Genomic DNA, 22,089 nt, shown 5'->3' with positions numbered 1-22,089 from the left:
GGTCTCAGGGAAAGCCCCTGCCCTCACGGTCGAGTTGCAGGCGTTGCGACACACGAAGGCGCGCCGTAGCATGGCCTTCCCATGTGTTGCAGGAGGGCCTTGTGGCTACTCATCGCGAGATCGCCTCACGGCGCACCGTGGCCCTCGTGGGTCCGAGCGCCGCGGGCAAGACCAGCCTGGCCGAAGCCTTGCTGTGGAAGGCCGGGGCGGTGGGCGCACCCGGCAGCGTGGAAAAGGGCAGCACGGTGTCCGACCACGACCCCCTCGAGAAGAAGGCGCTGCGCTCGCTCAATGCGACGCTGCTGCACTTCACCCACCGTGACATCACCACCCACCTGATCGACACCCCCGGTGCCGGCGACTGCCTCGGCCAGTCGCTGCCCGCACTGGAGGCGGTGGAGACGGCGGCCATCGTCATCAACGCGGCCACCGGTGTCGAACCGATGGCCGTGCGGATGATGGAGTGGGCGCAGCAGCGCGAGCGGGACCGAATCATCATCGTCAATCGCATCGACGCCCAGGGCGTGAACCTGGAAGCGCTGGTCGGTGAAATCCAGGCTGCGTTCGGGCGCGAGTGCCTGCCGGTGAACCTGCCCTCGCAAAAAGGCGAGCGGGTGCTCGATTGCTTCTGGAAGATGGACGACGACGGCCCGCCACCGGACTTCTCCTCGGTGGCGGCGGCGCATCGCGCGCTGGTCGAACAGGTGGTGGAAGTCGACGCCGCTTTCGTCGAGCGCTATCTGAACGACGGCGACGTCGATCCCTCCGAGCTGCACGCGCCCCTGGAGCAGGCGCTGCGCGAAGGCCACCTGGTGCCGATCTGCTTCGTCTCCGCGCGCACCGGCGCCGGCGTGCCGGAGTTGCTGGATGTCATCGAGCGCTTGCTGCCCGATCCGAGCGAGGGCAATCCGCCGGCCTTTCTCGAAGGCGAGGGCGATGCGGCAAAGCCGATCCGTGCGCTGCCCGATGCCGACAAGCACGTGCTGGCCCACGTCTTCAAGATCACGCAGGACCCTTACGTCGGCAAGATGGGCGTGATCCGCGTGCACCAGGGCACCATCACGCGCGACAGCCAGCTGTACGTGGGAGACGGCCGGCGCCCTTTCAAGGTCGGCCACCTCTTCATGCTGCAAGGCAAGGAGCTGCAGGAGGTGGCAAAGGCGGTGCCGGGCGACCTGTGCGCGATCGCCAAGGTGGAGGAGCTGCATTACGACGCGGTACTGCACGACGCCGCCGAAGACTCGCACATCCACCTCAAGCCTTTGCAGTTCCCGCTGCCCGTGCACGGGCTCGCGATCTCGCCCAAGCGGCGCGGTGACGAACAGCGGCTGCACGACATCCTGCTGAAGCTGGTGAGCGAGGACCCCTGCCTGCACGTGGACCACGTGGCCAGCACCAACGAGACGGTGGTCTACGGGCTGGGCGAGCTGCACCTGCGCACGCTGCTGGATCGCCTGGCCGACGTGCACAACTGCCAGGTCGACACGCGGCCCCCGCGTATTGCCTACCGCGAAACGATCACCGCCGCGGCGGAGGGCCATCACCGCCACAAGAAGCAGACGGGTGGCGCCGGCCAGTTCGGCGAGGTGTACCTGCGCATCGAGCCGCTGCCGCGCGGCACCGGTTTCCTGTTCGTCGACGAGGTCAAGGGCGGCGCCATTCCCCACAACTTCATGCCCGCCGTCGAAAAGGGCGTGCGGCAGGCGATGGAGGAAGGCGTGGTGGCGGGCTATCCGGTGGTGGACCTGAAGTGCGTGGTCTACGACGGCAAGAGCCACACCGTGGACAGCAAGGAGATCGCCTTCGTCACCGCCGCCAAGAAGGCGCTGGTGGCGGCCGTGCAGGCGGCGCGTCCCTGCCTGCTGGAGCCGATCGTCGACGTGGAGATCGCCGCCCCGGAAGACAACATGGGCGACATCACCGGCGACCTCGCCTCGCGGCGTGGCCAGGTGAGCGGCACGCGCGCGGACACCGAGGGCGCGCTGACGGTGCTGGCGCAGGCGCCGCTGTCGGAGCTTTCGAGCTACCAGACGCGCCTGAATTCACTCACCGGCGGCCAGGGCCGCTACACCATCGCCTTCAGCCACTACGAGCCGGTGCCGCCCAACCTGCAGACGCAGCTGGCGTCGCAGTACAAGGTGAAGGAAGAGGCCTGAACGTTCGCACCGCCCGAAGCCGAAGGATGTCATCCCGGGCTTGACCCGGGATCCATGCGGCGCCCCTATGAGCGCCGTCGTGGATTGCGGGTCAAGCCCGCAATGACATGCGGTGTCGCTTCGGGCCGGCGCATGCGCGTCAGTGGCGCCAGTGCCCGCCGCCGTTTCCGCCCTGGTGCACGCCTTCCGCATCGCCCTCGCGCTGCCAGCCGCCCTCGCTGCGAGCGATCGGCGCGGCGTGCTGCACGTGGGGCTGCTGCATCAGCGGTTGTTGCATTTGCGGCGGCGGCATTTGCAGATGCTGCTGGGGGGCTGCGAACTGCATCGGGTGCTCCGGCGCGACGTGGTTCTGCCGCGGCTGCACGACCGGTTGCACCGGTTGCTGCACCAAGCCACGGGGCGGCGGCTGCACGGCCTGGCGTTGGGCGCGGTCCTGCTCCCGCTGGCGCAGCCACGCCTCGCGCTGGGCAGGGTCCGGCTGCGGGGCCTGCACCACACCGCGCTGCCCCCGCGGCGCGCCGCCGATGCGACCCGCCTGCTCCTGCTGCTGGCGCAGGATCTGTTCGCGCTGGGCGCGCACATCGCCTTGCTGGCGCACGACTTCCTGCTGCCGCTGCTGCTCGCGGGCGGTGCGTTCGGCATCGCGCTGCAGGCGACGCTGCTCCTGCTCGGCGCGGAACTGGTCGCGCACGGCTGGCGCGGCGGCTTCGCGGCCGCCCGGCAACGGGTGCGGCAGCGTGGCCAGGCCGTTGGCCGCGGGCGCCAGTTGCGATCCGCGTTGCTGGTCTTCCGCGCGCCGCCAGCGCGGGTCTGGTCGGCCGGGCACCACGCCGACCTGCGCGCTGCCGAGGAAATGCGGCTGCACCTGCTGCCGGTGCCGATCCACCGCGCGACCATGACGGAAGTCGTCCTGCCCCATGGCAGTCACCGCGAACGGACGATTGCGCCAGAAGTGATGGTGCGCGCCGCGCGGCTGCCCGCGCAGGTTGATGTTGAAGTTGACGAAGTTCAGGTACGCCACGCTCGTGCCATACACCGGGTACCAGGCCTCGCCCGGCGCCAGCGGATACCAGCCGACCTCGGGCGAGCCGGCGATGCCGGAGCCGTCACCGAGGAACTCCACCAGGGCGGGCGAATACACCGGGCGCACGGTCAGGCGTCCCGGCACCCAGGCCCAGCGGTTGCCTATCATGGCCCAGCGGCCGTAGTGGAAGGGCGCGAAGCCCCAGGGGGCGTCGTCGATCCAGGTCCAGCCCCAAGGCGCTATCCATTCCCAGTGGCCATAGCGGTACGGCGCCCAATCGGCCACCGGCACCTGCGGATACCACACGTCCCCGTAGTTCGGGTCCTGGGCCCACTGGCCGAAGGGATCGAGCTCGTTATAGCCCACCACGCCGCGCGGCACGTGACGCGCGGCGATCGACTGATCCTCCTGCCGGTTGCGCTCGGCCGCCCACAGGCTGAAGTCGTCGATCGCATAGCCCGGGTGCTGCACCTGCGCCAGGAAGCGGCCGGCGAAACTCAGTTGCTGGCCGGCGCCCATCTGGATCACCTGCGCGCCGCCTTCGCCGAACACCTGGGCAAGGCCGCTTTGCACCGTGACCCGGGTCTCGCCGGTCTGCGCGTCGACGTCGATGCGATAGTCGCCCGGTTGCAGGGCACGGAAGGCGAGGTTGGGCGTGCCCACCTCGAAGTTCTCGCCGGTCGCGAGGTCGCGCACCCGCGTATTGATCGAGCCCTGCTGCAGGATGAACTGCGCCGCGCGCTCGTCCACGTCGCTCAGTCCCAGGTGGCTCTCGCCGTCCACGTGCAGGGTGGCGCTTCCCATCTGCAGCTCGGCGCGGGCGCCACGGTCGGTCCAGAGGCGGTCGCCGCCGGTGAGCGGCCGGTTCTGCGGCAGCTCCACCCATTCCTCGTCGCCCTGCGGCGCGTAGACGACGCTGCCCTGACGGAAGGTGACCACGGCCACGCGCCCGGGCGGGTCCCCCGCCTGCTGCGCGGACGCGGCCGCCGCGGCGCACAACAGCAGCAGCAGGCCCAGCCAGCGCAGGGCGTACCAGGGGCGGCGATGGCTGATGGCGTGCATGGCGCTCATGTGGCGAGACTTCATGGCTTGGCCCTCGAGTCTGGAGACTGGACCCCGGCCGTAAAGCGCCGATGAAGCGACCGTCGCGGCCCGTGCGGCAACTGAACGCACGTAACTTTATTAACGCGCGGAAGTGCTCCCGCGTCCAGCAAGGGAAAGCGCTGATCGCCGCCGGCATGCATGCCGCAGTGCAGCACGCGCCGCAATCCATCGCTTTCGGGCAAAAGCGTTTAGCCTTGGATGCGCGTTCCCGCGGGCGTAGTCTTCGGCCGGGCTGATCCCGCCCACGCGACTTGAGCTGCACAAAAGAAGGAGACACCCATGACCACCCCCCGCAAGATCCTGATCCTCGGCGCCTCGTACGGCTCCCTGCTGGCCTCCAAGCTGCTGTTCGCCGGCCACGAGGTCAAGCTGGTGTGCCTGCCCGCCGAGGCCGACCTGATCAACACCGAAGGCTTTCGCGTGCGCATGCCGGTGCGTGGCCGCAAGGAGCAGGTGGTGATCGACTCGCGCGCGCTGCCCGGCAAGGTCTCGGCCGCCGGCACCGGCGACGTCAACCCCGCCGACTACGACCTGGTTGGCCTGGCCATGCAGGAGCCGCAGTACCGCTCGCCCGGCGTGCGCGAACTGCTGTCCGCCGTCGCGCGCTCCCGCGTGCCCTGCATGTCGATCATGAACATGCCGCCGCTGCCCTACCTCCGCCGCATCCCCGGCCTCGACGCCGACGCGCTGAAGCCCGCCTACACCGACCCGAGCGTGTGGGACGAGTTCGATCCCGGCCTGCTGACCCTGTGCAGCCCCGACCCGCAGGCGGTGCGCCCGCCCGACGAACAGGTCAACGTGCTGCAGGTGACGCTGCCGACCAACTTCAAGGTGGCGCGCTTCGACGACCCGAAGCACACGGCGCTGCTGCGCCAGCTGGAACAGGACGTCGACGCCGTGCGCTTCAAGGCGCCCGAAGGCCCGATCGAGCTGCCGGTGAAGCTGCGCCTGTCGGACTCGATCTTCGTGCCGCTGGCCAAGTGGTCGATGCTGCTGGCGGGCAACTACCGCTGCATCACGGCCGACGGCATGCGCACCGCGCAGGAGGCCGTGCACAGCAACCTCGCCGAGTCGAAGTCGGTGTACGACTTCGTGTTCGACCTGTGCGTGCAGCTCGGTGCCAAGCCCGCCGACCTGGTGCCCTTCGAGAAATACGCCGCGGCCGCCGAGAGCCTGACGCGTCCCGCCTCCGCGGCGCGCGCCCTGCAGAACGGCGTGGCCTACATCGAGCGCGCCGACAAGCTGGTGCAACTGGTGGCGCGCCAGAAGGGCCTGCGCCATCCGGTGATCGACGGCATCGTGGAGCTGGTGGACCGCCGCCTGCAGGCCAATCGCGACAAGCTGGCCAGCAAGTAGGATCGCGGCCATCCACTTTCGCGAGGAGATCCCATGACGAGTCCGGTGCCGGCCGTGGCCGCCGCCCTGGTGCAGGCGCATCGCACCCAGCGTCCCGCCGACGCCGTGCCGCTGGAGGGCCTGTTGCAGGGCGCCGGCGACGCCTATGCCGTGCAGGACGAAGTGGCGCGCGCCTGCGGCTGGTTCGGCAATGCCGTGCCGCAGTACTGGAAGTCCGGCGGTCCCGCCCGTGACGCCGCTCTCACCCATGCGCCGCTGCCGCCGCAGCACGTGTGGCCCAGTCCCGCCGATGCGCGCAGCGCCCATTTCAACCTGCGCCTGATCGAGGCCGAGGTGGCGTTGCGCTTGGCGCGCGCGGTCACGCCGCAGGATGCCGCGGCGCTCACGCACGAGGGCGCGGCGACGCTGGTGGAAGCGATGACGGTCTCGATCGAGATCGTCGACTCGCGCTGGCAGCAGGCGCGCTCGGCTGGCGCGCTGCTCAAGCTGGCCGACCTGCAATCGCATGGCGCGCTCGTGCTGGGCGAGTGGCAGGCGTTCGCCGCGCGCGACTGGAATGCCCAGACCTGCAGCGTGCAGATCGGCGACGCGCCAGCGCAGGTCTTCCGCGGCTCGCAGTCGCTGGGCGACCCGGCGTGGCTGCTGCCGATCTGGCTGCGGCACGTGACGCGCCAGGGTGCGACCGTGCCGCGGGGTACGGTGGTCACGACCGGGACGTGGTGCGGCTTGCTGGAGGCCAAGGCCGGCGATCGCGTTCGCGCGGTGTTCGAAGGCATCGGGGCGGCGGAAGTCCAGCTGTAGTTGCCCGGCATCGCGCGGCCGGGGCGATGGATTGCGGGTCAGGCCCGCAATGACATGCTTTCGGCCCGGCATGACAGCCTTCGCACACCCATGTCATTGCGGACTCGATCCGCAATCCATGCGGCGCCAGTGCCACACAGCGCTTCGGATGCCACTGCGCATCGCCTATCCTCGCGCCTGCGTGACCGTATCGACCTCTTCCCCTTCCCGCAGCGCCTGGCCGATGCTCCTGGTGCTGATCTCAGGCTTCAGCATGAGCCAGGCCTTTCGCACGGCGGCCGGCATGATGGCGCCGCCGCTGCAGCATGAATTCGGCCTGACGCCCCAGCAGCTGGGCCTGTTCGCCGCGGCGTTTCATTTCTCGTTCGCGTCGCTGCAGCTCTTCATGGGCATGGGCATCGACGTGTACGGGCCGCGTCGCACCGTCGTCGTCGTGTTTCCGCTGGCGGCCATCGGTTCGCTGGTGACCGCTTCGGCGCATGGCTATCCCATGCTGATCTTCGGGCAGATCCTCACCGGCATCGGCTGCGCGCCCGCCTTCCTGGTGTGCACCGTGTTCATCGCGCGCCACTTCGCGGGCGAGCGCTTCGCCGCGGTCAACGGTGCGGCGCTGGGGATAGGCTCCATCGGCCTGCTGCTCACGGGCACGCCACTGGCCTGGGTGATCGAGCACCTCTCGTGGCGCGCCGGCTTCGTCGCCATGGCGGCGTGCTCGGCGCTGGCGTGGTTGGCCATCCTGGCGCTGGTGCGCGAGGAGCCCGCCGAGGGCGCGCCGCACCAGGAGCTGCACGTGCTGGCCGCCCTGCGTGGTTACGGCGAGCTGTTCCGCCTGCGGCACACCATCGGCATCGTCGCCCTCGCCCTCTTCAGCTATGCGGCCTTCATGTCGCTGCGCGGCCTGTGGCTGACGCCGCTGCTGATCGAGCGGCATGGCTTCACGCTGGTGGAGACCGGCAACGTCGCGCTCGCGATCTCCGCGCTGGGCATGGTGGGTTCGCCGCTCTTCGGCCGCTTCGATCCGGGCGATCAGCGCCGGCGCGGCTGGATCCTGGCCTGCGCATTGCTGTCCGCCTCGATGTTCTTCGCCCTGGCGCTGCATCCCGGTCCGGCCATCGCGGTGGCGCTGGCACTCGGGATCAGCCTGCTCTCCGGCTTCGGCACGCTGCAGTACGCCGATGTGCGCTCGGCGTACCCGGCCCGCATGACCGGCCGCGCGATGGCCGTGTTCACCATGGCCATGTTCCTGGGCGTGGCCGTCATGCAGTGGCTGACCGGAGGGCTGGCCTCGCTGGCGGGCGCCCTGCAGGTCGAGCGCTATGCGGCCGTCATGGGCGGCATCGGCGCTTTCCTGGTGCTCGGCGCGCTGCTGTTCCGCTTGCTGCCGGCGCCGCCGCGGGCCGCCGCGATGGCGGGCGAGCCGTCACAATCGCGTCCATGAACATCGCGAAAGACACCGTCGTCACGCTGCGCTACAAGGTGGCGGATGCCAGCGGCCGGCTGATCGAGGAAAGCCGCGAGCCCATGGTCTACCTGCATGGCGGCTACAACAACACCTTGCCGAAGATCGAGCAGGCGCTCGAAGGCAAGGAGCCCGGCTACGAAACCACAGTGAGCCTGCAACCGGAAGATGCCTTCGGCCAGCGCGACGAGTCGCTGGTGCGCGTGATTCCCAAGGACGACTTCCCGCCGGGCGTGAAGGTGGGCGGCCAGTTGCAGGGCGTGGCCGATGACGGCCGGCCGCATGTCTTCCATGTCATGAAGATCAAGGGCCACGAAGTCCACCTGGACGGCAATCACCCGATGGCCGGCAAGGCGCTGAAGTTCACGCTCAAGATCACCGACGTGCGCCCCGCCACCGCCGAAGAACTGGCGCACGGGCATGTGCATGGGGAGCACGGGCACCATCATTGAGGGTGGTTGGCGCAGCAACAATTCTTGAACGCAGAAGACGCGAAACAAACAGCCAAACACGCGAAAGGATTTCCTGCTGGAATCGTTCTGCGTGTTTTTCTTCCTTCTGCGACTTCTGCGCTTGAAATGCCTGGTCAACCACATGCATTGAAATGTCCGCGTCCAAGCCACATGTGAGAGGACCATGACCGCCGCGACCACCTCTGCCATCCTCTCCGTCCGCCCCCTCGGCTTTCCGTGGGAGACCGCCGATCCCTTCCTGTTCTGCGCGTATCACGACGATGCTTATCCGCGCGGCAACGGCGCGCTGGGGCCGGCGGTGTCGCTGGCCGGGCGCGACATCGGGCAGGACTTCAGCCGCAAGGACGGCTGGAGCATGTACCACGGCGACAGCGTGCCCGGATTTCCGGCGCATCCGCACCGCGGCTTCGAGACCGTGACCATCGTCCGCAAGGGCCTGATCGACCACAGCGACTCGCTGGGCGCCACCGCCCGCTTCGGCGGCGGCGACGTGCAGTGGGTGACGGCCGGCCGCGGCCTCGTGCACTCGGAGATGTTCCCGCTGCTCAAGACCGGCGAAGACAATCCGCTCGAGCTGTTCCAGATCTGGCTGAACCTGCCCCAGCGCAGCAAGATGGCCGAGCCGCACTTCACGATGCTGTGGAACGCGCAGATCCCGCGCCTGGTGCTGGCGGATGCCGATGGGCGCAAGACCGAAGTCGCAGTGATCGCCGGCCGCTTCGGTGACGTCGCGCCACTGCCGGCGCCGCCCGATTCCTGGGCCGCGCAGGCCGAAGCCGACGTCGCGATCTGGACCCTGCGCATGGAGCCGGGCGCCGGCTTGCAGCTGCCGCCCGCGACCCTGGCCGACACGCGCCGCACGCTCTATTTCTTCAAGGGCGACTCGGCGATGGTGGGTGACCGCAATGTGCAGGGCCCGGTCGCGATCACTCTCGATGCGGGCGTCGAGGTCGGCCTGCTGGCCGGCGACACCGCGTGCGAATTCCTGGTGCTGCAGGGTCGTCCCATCGGCGAGCCGGTGGCGCAATACGGGCCGTTCGTGATGAACACGCAGCAGGAGATCGCGCAGGCCATGCAGGACTACCGCCGCACGCAATTCGGCGGCTGGCAGTTCGCGGACGCCGCGCCCGTGCACGGCAGCGAGCCGGTGCGCTTCGCGCGCTATCCGGACGGGCGCGAGGAGAGGCCCGAGTGAGCCCGGGCCAGATCCGGGCGGAGGGTTGAGCGTTTCACGAACCATGTCATTGCGGGCTTGACCCGCAATCCACGACGGCGCAGGCGCGAGCGCAGCGTGGATCCCGGGACAAGCCCGGGATGACATCCTGAAGGCTCCGCCGATCGATCGCGAAGAAGCGCCCCGCAAGGGGCTTTCTCATGGCGGCAGCGCGGCTTACTTGCCCGCCACCACCCGCACCATCTCCAGGCACTTGTTCGAGTAGCCCCACTCGTTGTCGTACCAGGCCACCAGCTTGACGAAGGTGGAGTCCAGCGCGATGCCCGCGTCGGCGTCGAAGATCGACGTGCGCGCATCACCGCGGAAGTCGGTGGCCACCACCTTGTCCTCGACGTAGCCCAGGATGCCCTTGAGCGCGCCCTGGCTCTGCGACTTCATCTCGGCGCAGATCTCGGCGTAGGTCGCCGGCTTCTCCAGTTCCACCGTGAGGTCGACCACGGACACATCCGAGGTCGGCACGCGGAAGGACATGCCGGTGAGCTTCTTGTTCAACTCGGGGATCACCACGCCCACCGCCTTGGCCGCACCGGTCGAGGAGGGGATGATGTTTTCCAGGATGCCGCGGCCGCCGCGCCAGTCCTTGTTGGAGGGGCCGTCGACCGTCTTCTGCGTCGCGGTGGCGGCATGCACCGTGGTCATCAGGCCGCGCTTGATGCCCCACTTGTCGTTCATCACCTTGGCCAGGGGCGCCAGGCAGTTGGTGGTGCACGAGGCGTTGGAGATGATCTCCTCGCCCTGGTACTTCGCGTGGTTCACGCCGAAGACGAACATCGGCGTGTCGTCTTTCGACGGGGCCGACAGGATCACCTTCTTCGCGCCGGCCTGCAGGTGCTTGTGGGCGCCGTCCTTGGACAGGAAGATGCCGGTGGACTCGATCACCACGTCGGCACCGATCTCGCCCCACTTGAGCGCGGCCGGATCCTTCTCGGCGCTCAGGCGGATCTTCTTGCCGTTGACGATCAGCGTGTTGCCCTCGACCGCGATCTCGCCCTTGAACCGGCCGTGCACCGAGTCGTACTGCAGCATGTACGCCAGGTAGTCCGGCTCCAGCAGATCGTTGATGCCGACGATCTCGATGTCGGGGAAGTTCTGCACCGCCGAGCGCAGCACGTTGCGGCCGATGCGGCCGAAGCCATTGATGCCAACCTTGATTGCCATTGCATTCACTCCTTAGTCAAAACTTTCCCGCCGAGCCATGTCATTGCGGGCTTGACCCGCAATCCAGGCGGCGCTTGAACAAGCGCTGCATGGATCCCGGCTCAAGGCCGGGATGACATCCATTGCGGATCTCGACTGGATGCCGCGGGATGACATGCATCATCCTTCAACCCTGCTGCAGCACGGCCCGCACCGTATCCGCCACATTGTCGGCCGTGAAGCCGAAATGCTTGAACAGCACATTAGCAGGTGCCGACTCGCCGAAGGTATCAATCCCCACGACTGCAGCGCAGCCGTACTTCCACCAGAAATCGGTCACGCCCGCCTCGACGGCGATCCGGGGCACATCCGCGGGCAGTACCTCGGCCTTGTAGTCGCGGTCCTGCCGGTCGAAGGTGGTCGTGCTGGGCATGGAGACCACGCGCACGGCCACGCCCTCGGCCGCGAGCTGCTCGCGTGCCTGGATGGCCAGCTGTACTTCCGAGCCGGTGGCGATGATCACGGCATCCGGCGCCTCGTCGCCGCCGGCCAGCACGTAGGCGCCGCGGGCGATCCGGTCGAGGCCGGTCTTCGGGGTGTACTGCAGGTTCTGGCGCGACAGCAGCAGGGCCGTCGGGCGGTTGACGTTCTCCAGCGCCACGGTCCACGCCACCGTGGTCTCGACCGTGTCGGCCGGCCGCCAGACGTCCAGGTTGGGGATCAGGCGCAGGCTGGACGCGTGCTCGATCGACTGGTGGGTCGGGCCGTCTTCGCCCAGGCCGATCGAGTCGTGCGTGAACACGTGGATGATGCGGCGCTTCATCAGCGCCGCCATGCGGATCGCGTTGCGGCTGTAGTCGCTGAAGGTCAGGAAGGTGCCGCCATAGGGGATGTAGCCGCCATGCAGGGCGATGCCGTTCATGATGGCCGCCATGCCGAACTCGCGCACGCCGTAGTTGATGTGGCGGCCGATCTTGCCGTCGGTCATCACGACCTCACCCGATGCGTCCATGCGCAGCGGCAGCGTGCTCTTGGTGTTGGTGAGGTTGGAGCCGGTCAGGTCCGCCGAGCCGCCGAGCATTTCCGGCAGGGCGGCGGTGAAGATTTCCAGTGCCAGTTGCGAGGCCTTGCGGGAGGCAACGGTCTCGCCCTTGCTGGCGGCCGCGGCGATCGCATCGGCGGCGAGCTGATCGAAGTTCGCGGGCAGCCTGCCTTGCACGCGGCGCAGGTAGTCCGCGGCGAGCTCGGGATGCTCCAGGCGGTAGGCGTCGAAGCGCTTTTGCCATTCGGCCTCGAGCGCATCGCCCTTGGCCCGCGCGTCCCACTCGTCGTACACGGCTTGCGGCAGCTCGAAAGCCTCGTGGTCCCAGCCCAGCGCCGTGCGCGTGAGCTTGATCTCGTCGGCGCCCAGCGGCTCGCCGTGCGCCTTGGCGGTGTCGGCGCGATTGGGCGAGCCCTTGCCGATGTGCGTCTTGGCCACGATCAGCGTCGGCTTCTCGGCACTGCGGCGGGCATCGGCGATCGCGCGGTCCACGGCCTCGACGTCGTGGCCGTCGATCGGGCCGATCACGTTCCAGCCATAGGCGCGGAAGCGGGCGGGCGTGTCGTCGATGAACCAGGGCGTGACCTTGCCGTCGATCGAGATGCCGTTGTCGTCGTACAGCGCAACCAGCTTGTTCAGCTTCCACGCGCCGGCCAGTGCGCAGCACTCGTGGCTGATGCCTTCCATCAGGCAGCCGTCGCCCAGGAAGGCATAGGTGTGGTGGTCGACGATCGCGTGGCCTTCGCGATTGAACTCCGCGGCCAGCAGCTTCTCGGCCAGCGCCATGCCCACCGCGTTGCTGATCCCCTGGCCCAGCGGGCCGGTGGTGGTCTCGACGCCTGGCGTGACGTCGACTTCGGGGTGGCCGGGCGTCTTGCTGTGCAACTGCCGGAAGCCCTTGAGCTCGCCGATCGGCAACTCGTAGCCGGTCAGGTGCAGCAGTGCATACAGCAGCATGGACGCGTGGCCGTTGGACAGCACGAAGCGATCGCGATCGCTCCAGTGCGGGTTCTTCGGGTTGTGCCTCAGGTGGCGGTGCCACAGGGCGACGGCCATGTCGGCCATCCCCATCGGAGCGCCGGGATGCCCGGAGTTCGCTTGTTGCACGGCGTCCATGGCGAGCGCGCGGATCGCGTTCGCCATCAGGGATTCGTTGGCCATTCGGGGATGCTCCAGCAGGCGGAGAGTCAGGGGAAACCCGGGATCTTAATGGAGCCGTCCCAACGGCCCGTCCCGACCCCTGGTGCGCGCGCTTGGCTACATTCGGGGCATGAAGGGTCTCCACCTCACCGCCGACCTGTACCGCTGCCGCTGCGAGCCGGCGTGGCTGGCCGATGCCGCCCTGTTGCAGGCCTGGTGTCTCGCCAGCGTCGAGGCCGTGGGTCTGGCGACGGTGGACCATGCATTCCGCGCGCTGCCCGCTCCCCCGCAGGGCCGCGGCGGCCTGAGCGCCACGGTGCTGATGGCCGATGGCCATGTCTGCCTGCACACCTGGCCCGGCGAAAAGGCGGTGAGCGCCGATGTGTACGTCGGCAGCGCCAACGCGGAGCAGACCGCCAAGGCGCGCGGCCTGATGTTCGCGCTGGTCAATCGCTTCCAGCCGGAATGGACCGAGCAGCGCTCGCTCGATCGCGGGGAGGAGGAATGACTGCTCCCGCCATGGTGCTGGCCGCCGGCCGCGGCGAACGCATGCGGCCGCTCACCGATACCTGTCCCAAGCCCCTGCTGCAGGTGAGGGGCAAGCCGCTCATGGGCTATCACCTCGATGGCTTCGCGCACGGTGGCTTGCGCGACGTGGTGGTCAACACCGCGTGGCTGGGCGAGCAGATCGAGCAGCACTACGGCCACGAGACGAGCGCGGGCGTACGCATCGCGTACTCGCACGAGGGCCGCGACTTCGGCGGCGCGCTGGAGACGGCGGGCGGCATCGCGCGCGCGCTGCCGCTGCTGGACGAGGTGTTCTGGATCGTGGCCGGCGACGTCTACATGCCGCAGTTCCAGTTCACGCGCGCGGCGTACGAGCGGTTTGCGGCCGGCGACAAGCTGGCGCACCTCTATCTCGTGCCCAATCCGCCGCACAACGCGAAGGGCGACTTCGCTCTCACCGGCGAGGGGCTGGCAGCGAACGCGACTGAGGGGCGGCACACCTATTCGACCGCGGGCCTGTACCGCAAGGCGCTGTTTGCCGAACTGCCAGCAGGCAATCCCGAGGGACGCAAGCTCGCGCTGGCGCCGCTGCTGCGCGCTGCGATCGATAGTGGCAAGGTCTCGGCGGAGCTCTACACCGGTCCGTGGGTGGATGTTGGCACCCCCGAGCGCCTGGCCGCCTTGAATTCGTAGGCTGGGCTGGCGTAGGCCACCCCAGCCGGCAGCCGCAAAACCGCTGGGGTGCGCTGCGCGCAGCCCAGCCTACCGATCCACGCGCCGCTCCCAATCGCGCAAAATGTCCCCATGAACACCACCGTTCCCACCTCCCTCTACGCCCGGCGTCGCGCCCGCATGGCTGCGCAGCTGGGGGCCAACGGCATCGCCATCATCCCCACCGCTCCGGAGCGGCAGCGCAATCGCGATTCCGACTTCCTGTTCCGGCACGACAGCTACTTCTACTACCTCAGCGGCTTCAGCGAGCCGCATGCCTGGCTGGTGGTGACGAGCGACGGCTGCAGCACGCTGTTCTGCCAGCCGAAGGACCTGGAACGCGAGATCTGGGACGGTTATCGCCTCGGCCCCGAAGCAGCTGTGGGCGCGCTGGGCGTGGACGCGGCCTATCCGGTCAGCGACCTGGACAAGCAGCTGCCGCGGCTGCTGGAAAACCGCGACACGGTGTGGTTCCCCTTCGCGATCCACGAAGGCCTGGAGCAGCGCGTGGCCGGCTGGCTGAACCAGGTGCGCGCTCGGGTGCGCTACGGCGCCTTGTGCCCCGAGCAGCAGAGCGACTTGTGCGCCGTCCTCGACGAGATGCGCCTGACCAAGGACGCGCACGAGCAGGACATCATGCGGCGCGCCGCTGCCATCAGCGCCGGCGCCCACGTGCGCACGATGCAGGCCTGTGCCCGCATGCTGCGCGCCGGCGAGGACGTGCGCGAGTACCACCTCGATGCCGAGCTGATGCACGAATTCCGCATGGGCGGCTCGCAGTACCCGGCCTACAGCTCCATCGTGGCCGCCGGTGCCAACGCCTGCGTGCTGCATTACCGCGCCGACGTGGCGCCGGTGCGCGCCGGCGAGCTGGTGCTGATCGACGCGGGCTGCGAACTCGATGGCTATGCCAGCGACATCACCCGCACCTTCCCGGCCGACGGCAAGTTCAGCGGTCCGCAGCGCGCGCTCTACGACCTGGTGCTGGCCTCGCAGGAAGCGGCTGCCGCGGTCACGAAGCCGGGTGCCCGCTTCACCGATCCGCACGAGGCGGCGGTGAAGGTGCTGGCGCAGGGCATGCTGGATGTCCGCCTGCTCGATCGCAACAAGGTCGGCTCGCTCGACGACGTGATCGAGAAGCGCGCGTACTTCCCCTTCTACATGCACCGCACCGGCCACTGGCTGGGCATGGACGTGCACGACGCCGGCAGCTACGTGGAGCCGGGCGAAGTGGGTCAGGTGAGCGAACGCAAGGACCCGCTCTCGGGCGAGATCATCAAGAACCGGCCGAGCCGCATCCTGCAACCGGGGATGGTGTTGACCATCGAACCGGGCATCTATGTGCGCCCGGGCGAGGGCGTGCCCGAGCAGTTCCACAACATCGGCATCCGCATCGAGGACGACGCGATCGTGACGGCACAGGGGTGCGAGCTGATCACGCGCGGCGTGCCGGTGAACGGGGACGAAATCGAGGCGCTGATGCGCGGGTGATCTTGCGTGGTGGGGTGCGCTGACGCGCATCCCACCCTACGTGGCATAGGGCGTTTCTTGCGGCGGGGGTCGGGTGAATGCCCGGTGGGGTGCGCTGCGCGCATCCCACCCTACAAGTGCCGCCGGTAGGGTGGGATCGCGCAGCGACCCCACCGTCTCGCTCCGCTGGCCCGACATGGGCGCGCGCAGCTCTGCACTCACCCCGACACCCGCCTGATCGCCTCTCCCGCCGTGAACAGCAGCAGCCCGATCGCACCGCCAACGAGCGTGCCGTTGATGCGGATCTTCTGCAGTTGCGGGCCTATGCTCAACTCGATCTGCGCGGCCATTTCGCGCGCATCCCAGTGCCGCACCGTGTCGCGGATGTGCGTGGTGAGATAGGACGAAAACTCGGGCGCGGAGCTGCGCGCCGCCGCTTCGAGCTGCGCGTTGAGGGTGCGCCGCAGCTCGGGGTCCGCCGCCAGTTCGCGCCCCAGCCAGCCGGCGGCCGACATCAGGTTGCGATGCAGCGGCGAGTCGGGGTCCTCCACGTTGCGATGCAGCCAGGCTGACAACGTGGACCAGAGCTGCGCGGCATAGCGTGCCAGCTGTTCGTCGTTCAGCAGATAGTTCTTGATCTCCTCCGCTTTCTCGCGCATCAGCGGATCGACCTTCAGCCGCTCGATCAGGCGCGCGGCCTGCGCGTCGAAGGCGGTGCGCAGCGCGTGCTGCGGATCGCGCCGCACTTCGTCCAGGTAGCGACCCAGCTGCTCGGCCACCAGCTCGCTGCCCTTGCTGCCCAGCCACTCGGTGGGCAGCATCAGCTGCTTGCGATAGTGCTCGGTGCGCAGCCACTGCACGATCTTGTCGGCGATCACCTCGCGCGTGCGGCGCGTGTCCAGCAGCTGCAGCAAGGAGCCGATCAGCTGGTCCAGCAGTTGCTGGTGCCGGCCGCCGGCGGTGAGCGTGTCCAGCACGTCGGCGGCCGATTGCGAGAGGTCGACCTTGCGAAAGGCCAGGCGCGTGGCGTCCTTCAGCAGTTGCTGCACGCGCTCCACCTCCACCATGTGCAGCGAGCCGGCGACGCACTTGACCACGAAGCCGCCCAGCCGCCGCGCGTTTTCGCCCTGGGTGAGCCAGTCACCCAGGCCTGAAGCCAGGTCCTGCCGGTGGATCAGCGTCGCCAGCGAATCGGCATCGAGGAACTTGTCCTGCACGAACTGCGCGAGCTGGTCGCCGATCTCGTCCTTCTTGCGCGCGATCACGTCGGTGTCGCGTCCGATCAGCGGCACGGGCAGCCGCCGGAACAGCGCCTCCACCGCGAACCAGTCCGCGAGTCCACCGACGATGGAGGCCTCGCTGGTGGTCCGCAATCCGTCGGCCAGCAGCCCCGGTTCCATGGTCAGGCTGGCCAGCAGCACCAGGCCCATGATCAGCAGCAGCGCCAGCGCCGTGGTCTTGGCATGCGCGAGCACCGCCCGCGGGTCGCCGGCGCGCGGCCCGCGCCGCACCGCAGCGGCGATGACGACAAGGACGATGCCGGCGATGGCGCCCAGGGTCGATATCGAGGGGGAGTGCATCGTCGCTTCACACCAGGTTGCGCAGCTCGCGCAGCGCCACGGACAGCATCGCCAGGTCCGATCCCGGCGTCTCCTGCAGTTCCACCAGCAGGCGCTGGGCGCGCTCCAGGGCCTGGCGGTTGCCCTGCTCCCAGCGATCCAGGATCGCACCGGCATCGCCGTCGCCGTGCCCGAGCGCCTCCAGCGCGATCGAGCGCTGCAGGTCGGCGACGTCGTCGCCCAGCGCCACCTTCGCCAGGCCCTGCCAGTAGCTCTCGGTGGGCAGCAGCTCCACCTGCTGCCGGATGCGCTGCAGCCCCAGGCGCTCACCGACGCCCGCGTGCACCTGCGCGGTCAGGGCCAGCGGCTTCTTGCTGGCCTCGGCGACCTCCGCGGTGTCGAGTGCGTTGAACAGCACTTGCGCGGCGTCGACCTGCGCCGCCAAGGCATCGGGCACACCGGCCTGCGTCCAGCGCGCGGCCCGCGGCGAACCTTCCTTGCTTGCGGCAAGCTGCGCGCGCAGCGCCTGCACGGCCGGCGCGAAGCGGCTCACCTGCTGCTGCGTGGGCTCGAACAAGCGGCGCGAACGCAGGAACCAGGTGGTTGCGCGCGCAACGAGTGCCCGCAGCGCGATCACCATCTCGGCCTGCACCTCGTCGGGCACGAGGCTGTCCAGTGCCTCGATCTGCTGCCACAGGGGCACCAGCCCGAACACCTCGCGGCTGGCCAGGTACGCGCGCACCACCTGCGGCGGCGTCGCACCGGTGATCTCGCCCAGCCGATGCACGAAGGTCGGCCCGACGCGGTTGACCATGCTGTTCAACACGTGCGTCGCGATGATCTCGCGCTTGAGCGGATGGCGCGGGATCCAGGCCGCGAACTTCTCCTTCAGCTGGGTCGGGAAGTAGCGCTCCAGCGCGGTCGCGATCCAGGGATCCTCGGGCAGGTCGGAGGCGATCAGTTCCTCGTTCAGCCACATCTTGCCGTAGGCGAGCAGCACGGCTTGCTCCGGGCTGGTGAGGCCCAGCCCCTTGCTGCGGCGATCCGCGATCTCCTCTTCGGAAGGCAGGTATTCGATCGCGCGATCGAGCTCGCCCTGCTTCTCCAGGAAGCGGATGAAGCGCGCCTGTTCGTCCAGCTGGCGCGGCGCCAGTCGGCCGGCAATCGACAGCGCCTGGGTCTGGAAGTAGTTGTCGCGCAGCACGAGCGCCGCGACCTGCTCGGTCATCTGCGGCAGCAGCGCGTTGCGCTGTTTCTCGGTCAGCTCGCCATCCGCTTGCGCGAGCCCCAGCAGGATCTTGATGTTGACCTCGTGGTCCGAGGTGTCGACGCCCGCGGAGTTGTCGATGGCATCGGTGTTGATGCGCACGCCGTGCAATGCCGCCTCGATCCGCCCGCGCTGCGTGAAGCCGAGGTTGCCACCCTCGGCCACCACCTTGCAGCGCAGGTCGCGGCCGTCGATGCGGAGCGCGTCGTTGGCGCGATCGCCCACCAGGGCATGGGTCTCGCTCGACGCCTTCACATAGGTGCCGATGCCGCCGTTGTACAGCAGGTCCGCCGGCGCTTTCAGGATGGCGGTGACCAGCTCCGCCGGCGTCAGGCGCTCGGCCTCGATGCCCAGCGCCGCGCGCGCCTGCGGCGAGATCGCCACCGATTTTTCCGAGCGAGCCCAGACGCCGCCACCGGGTGAGATCAGCTTGGCGTCGTAGTCGGCCCAGGAGGAGCGCGGCAGCTTGAACAATCGCTCGCGTTCAGCCAACGAGACTTCGGTCTGCGGCTCGGGGTCGATGAAGATGTGGCGGTGATCGAACGCGGCCAGCAGGCGGATGTGCCGCGACAGCAGCATGCCGTTGCCGAACACGTCGCCCGACATGTCGCCGATGCCAACCACGCTGAAGTCCCTGGCCTGCGTGTCGACGCCCAGTTCGCGGAAGTGCCGCTTCACGCTTTCCCAGGCGCCGCGCGCCGTGATGCCCATCTCCTTGTGGTCGTAGCCCTGGCTGCCGCCGGAAGCGAAGGCGTCGCCCAGCCAGTGGCCGTACTCCGCGCTGATCGCATTGGCGTGGTCCGAGAAGGTGGCCGTGCCCTTGTCGGCCGCGACGACGAGATAGGGGTCGTCGCCATCGATGCGCAGCACCTGCGGCGGCGGCACCGGCTGGCCGGCCACCAGGTTGTCGGTGAGATCGAGCAGGGCGCGCAGGTAGTCCTGGTAGCAGGCCACGCCCTCCTTCATGAAGGCCTCGCGGTCGCTCGCCGGTGGCGCCTTCTTCAGCACGAAGCCGCCCTTGGAGCCGACCGGCACGATCACGGTGTTCTTCACCATCTGCGCCTTGACCAGGCCCAGGACCTCGGTGCGGAAATCGTCCGGCCGGTCGGACCAGCGCAGGCCGCCGCGCGCCACCTTGCCGCCCCGCAGGTGGATGCCTTCGAAGCGTGGCGAGTAGACCCAGATCTCGTACAGCGGCCGCGGCTCGGGCAGGCCGGGCACCTTGTGCGAATCGAGCTTGAAACTGAGGAAGGGTCGGCGCGGGCCGGGCGCGCCCGAGGCGCCGACGCCCGTGCGCCAGTGGTTGGTGCGCAAGGTCGCCTGCACCAGCGCCAGCAACTGCCGCAGCACGCGATCTTCCGAGAGGTTGCTGACCTTTTCCAGCGCCTGCTCCAGCGCGTTCACCTGCGCGGCGGCACCGGCCTCGTCGTGCGCCGCGGGATCGAAGCGCAGGCGGAACAGCGACACCAGCATGCGGGCGATGCGCGGATACCTGGCGAGCGTGGCGCCAATGGTGGCCTGCGACTGCGCGAAGCCGATCTGCTGCAGGTACTTCGCATAGGCGCGCAGGATGACGATCTCCTGCGCCGAGAGCGCGGCCAGCAGCACCAGGCGGTTGAAGTCGTCGTTCTCCACCTCGCCGCGGAAGACGCGCGCGAACGCGTCCTCGAACAGTTGGGCGAGCGCCTGCGGGTCGGTCTCGGCGTTCGACTGCGCCTCGAGCGCGAAGTCGTGCAGGTACACCGGCTCGCTGCCCGCGCGCTGCAGCCGGTGGCTGTCTTCGGCCAGCACGCGCAGCCCCATGTGCTCCAGCATCGGCAGGCTGTCCGACAACACCACCGGCGCGCCGACGCGATAGACCTTCAGGCCGAGCCGGCCTTCGGGCGCGCCCAGCGGCCAGTACAGCGCGAGCGCCAGCGGCTCCTGGGCCGCCGAGCCGCGCGGCATCGCAGCCAGTTGCTGCAGCTTGCGGATGTCGTGCACCGCCGCGCGCGCGCCGACCCGCTCGCGATAGGCGAGCGGGAAGGAAGGACCCCATTCGCGCTCCAGCGCCAGTCCCGCGGCCTCGCCTTCGGCCTCGATCAACGCGTCGCGCAGCTCGTCGTCCCAGCGCCGCGCCACGCCCGCCAGCCTGCGCTCCAGGTCCTTGCGGTCGATCGCCGGCATGGGGTTCGGGGCAACGCGCACGGTGAAGTGGATGCGCGCGAGCTGCGTGCCGGAGAGCAGCACGTCGAAGTCGATGTGCGTGCCGCCCAGCGCCTGCAACAGGATCTTCTGGAACTTCAGCCGCAGCTGCGTGGAGAAGTTTTCGCGCGGCACGAAGAGCAGGCAGGCAACGAAGCGATCGAACGGGTCCTGCCACAGGAACAGCCGCAAGCGATGTCGCTCACCGAGGGCGAGGATGCCGAGCGCGGTGTCGTACAGCTGGTCCTCCGGAATCTGGAACAGGTCGTCGCGCGGAAAGGTCTCCAGCGTGTGCTGCAAGGCCTTGGCCAGGTGACCCGCGGGCGCGAAGCCGGCGCGCTGCGCCACCCGGTCCACCTTGCGCCGGATCAGCGGGATCTCGTGCACGCGTTCCGAATACGCGGTGGAGGTGAACAGGCCGATGAAGCGATGCTCGCCCACCACCTGGCCCGAGGCATCGAAGCGCTTCACGCCGACATAGTCGGTGTAGCCGTCGCGGTGCACGGTGGAGCGCGTGTTGGCCTTGGTGACCACCAGCACCGGGGAAGGTGTGCGCGCCAGCGTGCGCGCGGCCGGCGGCAGGGCCGCGAAGCTGGCGGAAGGCGCATCGCGCCCTTCGTTCAGCAGGCCCAGGCCGCTGCCGGCCTCGCGCTTCAGGGACAGCTCGCCGCCTTGCTCGAGCAGGTCGTTGCGGCGGTAGCCGAGCAGCGTGAAGTGGTCGTCGGCCAGCCATTGCAGGAAGGCGCGCGCTTCCCTTGCCTCTTCCGTGGGCAGCACCGGGGGGGCGTGCTCCAGTTCGACGGCGGCATCGCGCAGGCGGTCGCGCATCGCCTGCCAGTCGCGCACCGCCGCGCGCACGTCGGCCAGCACACGCTCTATGCCCGTGCACAGCGCGCTGCGCCGCTCGGCGTCGACGATGCGGTCGACCTCCAGGTACATCCACGATTCGCGCGGCAGTCCCGGCGCGGCCGTGCGGGGCACGACGGACTGCAGCTGACCTTGCGCATCGCGCTGCACGGCGAAGATGGGGTGCACGAGGAGATGCAGCGCGAGCCCCTGGCGCGCGATCTCCAGCGAGACCGAGTCGACCAGGAAGGGCATGTCGTCATTGACGATCTGCACGACGGTGTGGCGCGAGCCCCAGCCATCGGCGCCCGGGGAAGGACTGAACACGCGCACGCGGGGCGTGTCCGGCTGGCGCTGCGCTGCGAGCTGCCCGTGCGCGAGCAGGGCGCCCAGCAGGTCCTCGGGCGTGCGCTCCTCGAGATCCTCGGCGTCGAGCTGCCCGAAGTAGTCGCCGGCCAGCGCGGCCAGCGGCACCTGGCCCCCGGGTTCGCCGCGCTCGGCGGCCAGGGTGACGACGCCGGCGATGCGCTCCTCGCGCCGGGACTCGTTGGATGCAGCCATGTTTTCGTTCTCCTGCGGCAGTGCCGGGCCCAGGCGCCGCGCCTGCTGTGCTCCGGCG

The 22,089-nt window shown here is 69.1% G+C and carries 14 protein-coding genes; 9 read left to right on the top strand and 5 right to left on the bottom strand.

Translation table 11 applies throughout. From position 1 onward, the window contains the following. Positions 1-101 precede the first annotated feature (101 nt). A complete protein-coding gene (gene fusA / locus JWP60_RS07810; protein ID WP_299788786.1) occupies positions 102-2,156 on the top strand; it encodes an elongation factor G in 2,055 nt (684 codons plus the stop codon). A 139-nt stretch (positions 2,157-2,295) separates the two neighbouring features. On the opposite strand, the gene JWP60_RS07805 is transcribed toward fusA, so the two are convergent. After that, complete coding sequence (locus tag JWP60_RS07805; RefSeq protein WP_299788783.1) at positions 2,296-4,266, bottom strand: DUF6600 domain-containing protein; 1,971 nt, start codon at positions 4,264-4,266, stop codon at positions 2,296-2,298. 297 nt (positions 4,267-4,563) lie between these two features. Between JWP60_RS07805 and JWP60_RS07800 the strand changes: the two genes are divergently transcribed. From JWP60_RS07800 to JWP60_RS07780, 5 genes are all read left to right on the top strand, one after another. After that, positions 4,564-5,640, top strand: coding sequence for a hypothetical protein (locus JWP60_RS07800; protein WP_299788780.1), 1,077 nt, complete (start codon positions 4,564-4,566; stop codon positions 5,638-5,640). A 33-nt stretch (positions 5,641-5,673) separates the two neighbouring features. Further along, on the top strand, positions 5,674-6,441 hold the full coding sequence (locus JWP60_RS07795; protein WP_299788777.1) for a fumarylacetoacetate hydrolase family protein: 768 nt from the start codon (positions 5,674-5,676) through the stop codon (positions 6,439-6,441). Between the two features lie 148 nt (positions 6,442-6,589). Beyond that, positions 6,590-7,879 carry an MFS transporter gene (locus JWP60_RS07790; protein WP_299788774.1) on the top strand — a complete coding sequence of 430 codons (1,290 nt, stop codon included), beginning with the start codon at positions 6,590-6,592 and terminating at the stop codon, positions 7,877-7,879. Beyond that, positions 7,876-8,352 carry a peptidylprolyl isomerase gene (locus JWP60_RS07785; protein ID WP_299788771.1) on the top strand — a complete coding sequence of 159 codons (477 nt, stop codon included), beginning with the start codon at positions 7,876-7,878 and terminating at the stop codon, positions 8,350-8,352. The genes JWP60_RS07790 and JWP60_RS07785 overlap by 4 nt, the downstream gene beginning before the upstream one ends. 184 nt (positions 8,353-8,536) lie before the next feature. Beyond that, complete coding sequence (locus JWP60_RS07780) at positions 8,537-9,568, top strand: pirin family protein (RefSeq protein ID WP_299788768.1); 1,032 nt, start codon at positions 8,537-8,539, stop codon at positions 9,566-9,568. 195 nt (positions 9,569-9,763) lie between these two features. Here JWP60_RS07780 and gap read toward each other — a convergent pair whose 3' ends face one another. Both gap and tkt read right to left on the bottom strand, forming a co-directional pair. Next, the gene (gene gap, locus JWP60_RS07775) at positions 9,764-10,765 is read right to left on the bottom strand and encodes a type I glyceraldehyde-3-phosphate dehydrogenase (protein ID WP_299788765.1); all 1,002 of its coding nucleotides are present in this window, start codon (positions 10,763-10,765) and stop codon (positions 9,764-9,766) included. A gap of 166 nt (positions 10,766-10,931) precedes the next feature. After that, positions 10,932-12,947 carry a transketolase gene (gene tkt, locus JWP60_RS07770; protein WP_299788762.1) on the bottom strand — a complete coding sequence of 672 codons (2,016 nt, stop codon included), beginning with the start codon at positions 12,945-12,947 and terminating at the stop codon, positions 10,932-10,934. A gap of 109 nt (positions 12,948-13,056) precedes the next feature. Here tkt and JWP60_RS07765 point away from each other — a divergent pair, with 109 nt between their 5' ends. The 3 genes from JWP60_RS07765 (at position 13,057) to JWP60_RS07755 (ending at position 15,635) form a co-directional block, all read left to right on the top strand. Further along, positions 13,057-13,434 (top strand): S-adenosylmethionine decarboxylase, encoded by a 378-nt coding sequence (locus tag JWP60_RS07765; RefSeq protein ID WP_299788759.1) that lies wholly within the window; start codon positions 13,057-13,059, stop codon positions 13,432-13,434. After that, positions 13,431-14,126, top strand: a complete 696-nt coding sequence (gene murU, locus JWP60_RS07760; RefSeq protein ID WP_299788756.1) for an N-acetylmuramate alpha-1-phosphate uridylyltransferase MurU — start codon at positions 13,431-13,433, stop codon at positions 14,124-14,126. Before JWP60_RS07765 ends, murU begins: the two co-directional genes overlap by 4 nt. Before the next feature lie 111 nt (positions 14,127-14,237). Further along, positions 14,238-15,635: an aminopeptidase P N-terminal domain-containing protein gene (locus tag JWP60_RS07755; RefSeq protein WP_299788753.1), complete on the top strand. Its 1,398-nt coding sequence runs from the start codon at positions 14,238-14,240 to the stop codon at positions 15,633-15,635. Between the two features lie 197 nt (positions 15,636-15,832). On the opposite strand, the gene JWP60_RS07750 is transcribed toward JWP60_RS07755, so the two are convergent. After that, the gene (locus tag JWP60_RS07750; RefSeq protein ID WP_299788750.1) at positions 15,833-17,194 is read right to left on the bottom strand and encodes a DUF445 family protein; all 1,362 of its coding nucleotides are present in this window, start codon (positions 17,192-17,194) and stop codon (positions 15,833-15,835) included. A 7-nt stretch (positions 17,195-17,201) separates the two neighbouring features. After that, complete coding sequence (locus JWP60_RS07745) at positions 17,202-22,031, bottom strand: NAD-glutamate dehydrogenase (RefSeq protein ID WP_299788747.1); 4,830 nt, start codon at positions 22,029-22,031, stop codon at positions 17,202-17,204. Between the last annotated feature and the right edge of the window lie 58 nt (positions 22,032-22,089).

The sequence above is a fragment of the Ramlibacter sp. genome (assembly GCF_028291745.1).
GTDB lineage: Bacteria > Pseudomonadota > Gammaproteobacteria > Burkholderiales > Burkholderiaceae_C > Ramlibacter.
Note: the sequence above shows the minus strand (reverse complement) of the source record. Positions and strands in the feature narration are given on the sequence as shown.

What these genes read in the sequence shown, in the direction of transcription:
- JWP60_RS07805 (WP_299788783.1), bottom strand. Translation starts at nt 4,266, where the DNA reads ATGAAGTCTCGCCACATGAGCGCCATGCACGCCATCAGCCATCGCCGC.
- JWP60_RS07800 (WP_299788780.1), top strand. Translation starts at nt 4,564, where the DNA reads ATGACCACCCCCCGCAAGATCCTGATCCTCGGCGCCTCGTACGGCTCC.
- JWP60_RS07795 (WP_299788777.1), top strand. Translation starts at nt 5,674, where the DNA reads ATGACGAGTCCGGTGCCGGCCGTGGCCGCCGCCCTGGTGCAGGCGCAT.
- JWP60_RS07790 (WP_299788774.1), top strand. Translation starts at nt 6,590, where the DNA reads ATGCCACTGCGCATCGCCTATCCTCGCGCCTGCGTGACCGTATCGACC.
- JWP60_RS07785 (WP_299788771.1), top strand. Translation starts at nt 7,876, where the DNA reads ATGAACATCGCGAAAGACACCGTCGTCACGCTGCGCTACAAGGTGGCG.
- JWP60_RS07780 (WP_299788768.1), top strand. Translation starts at nt 8,537, where the DNA reads ATGACCGCCGCGACCACCTCTGCCATCCTCTCCGTCCGCCCCCTCGGC.
- gap (WP_299788765.1), bottom strand. Translation starts at nt 10,765, where the DNA reads ATGGCAATCAAGGTTGGCATCAATGGCTTCGGCCGCATCGGCCGCAAC.
- tkt (WP_299788762.1), bottom strand. Translation starts at nt 12,947, where the DNA reads ATGGCCAACGAATCCCTGATGGCGAACGCGATCCGCGCGCTCGCCATG.
- JWP60_RS07765 (WP_299788759.1), top strand. Translation starts at nt 13,057, where the DNA reads ATGAAGGGTCTCCACCTCACCGCCGACCTGTACCGCTGCCGCTGCGAG.
- murU (WP_299788756.1), top strand. Translation starts at nt 13,431, where the DNA reads ATGACTGCTCCCGCCATGGTGCTGGCCGCCGGCCGCGGCGAACGCATG.
- JWP60_RS07755 (WP_299788753.1), top strand. Translation starts at nt 14,238, where the DNA reads ATGAACACCACCGTTCCCACCTCCCTCTACGCCCGGCGTCGCGCCCGC.
- JWP60_RS07750 (WP_299788750.1), bottom strand. Translation starts at nt 17,194, where the DNA reads ATGCACTCCCCCTCGATATCGACCCTGGGCGCCATCGCCGGCATCGTC.
- JWP60_RS07745 (WP_299788747.1), bottom strand. Translation starts at nt 22,031, where the DNA reads ATGGCTGCATCCAACGAGTCCCGGCGCGAGGAGCGCATCGCCGGCGTC.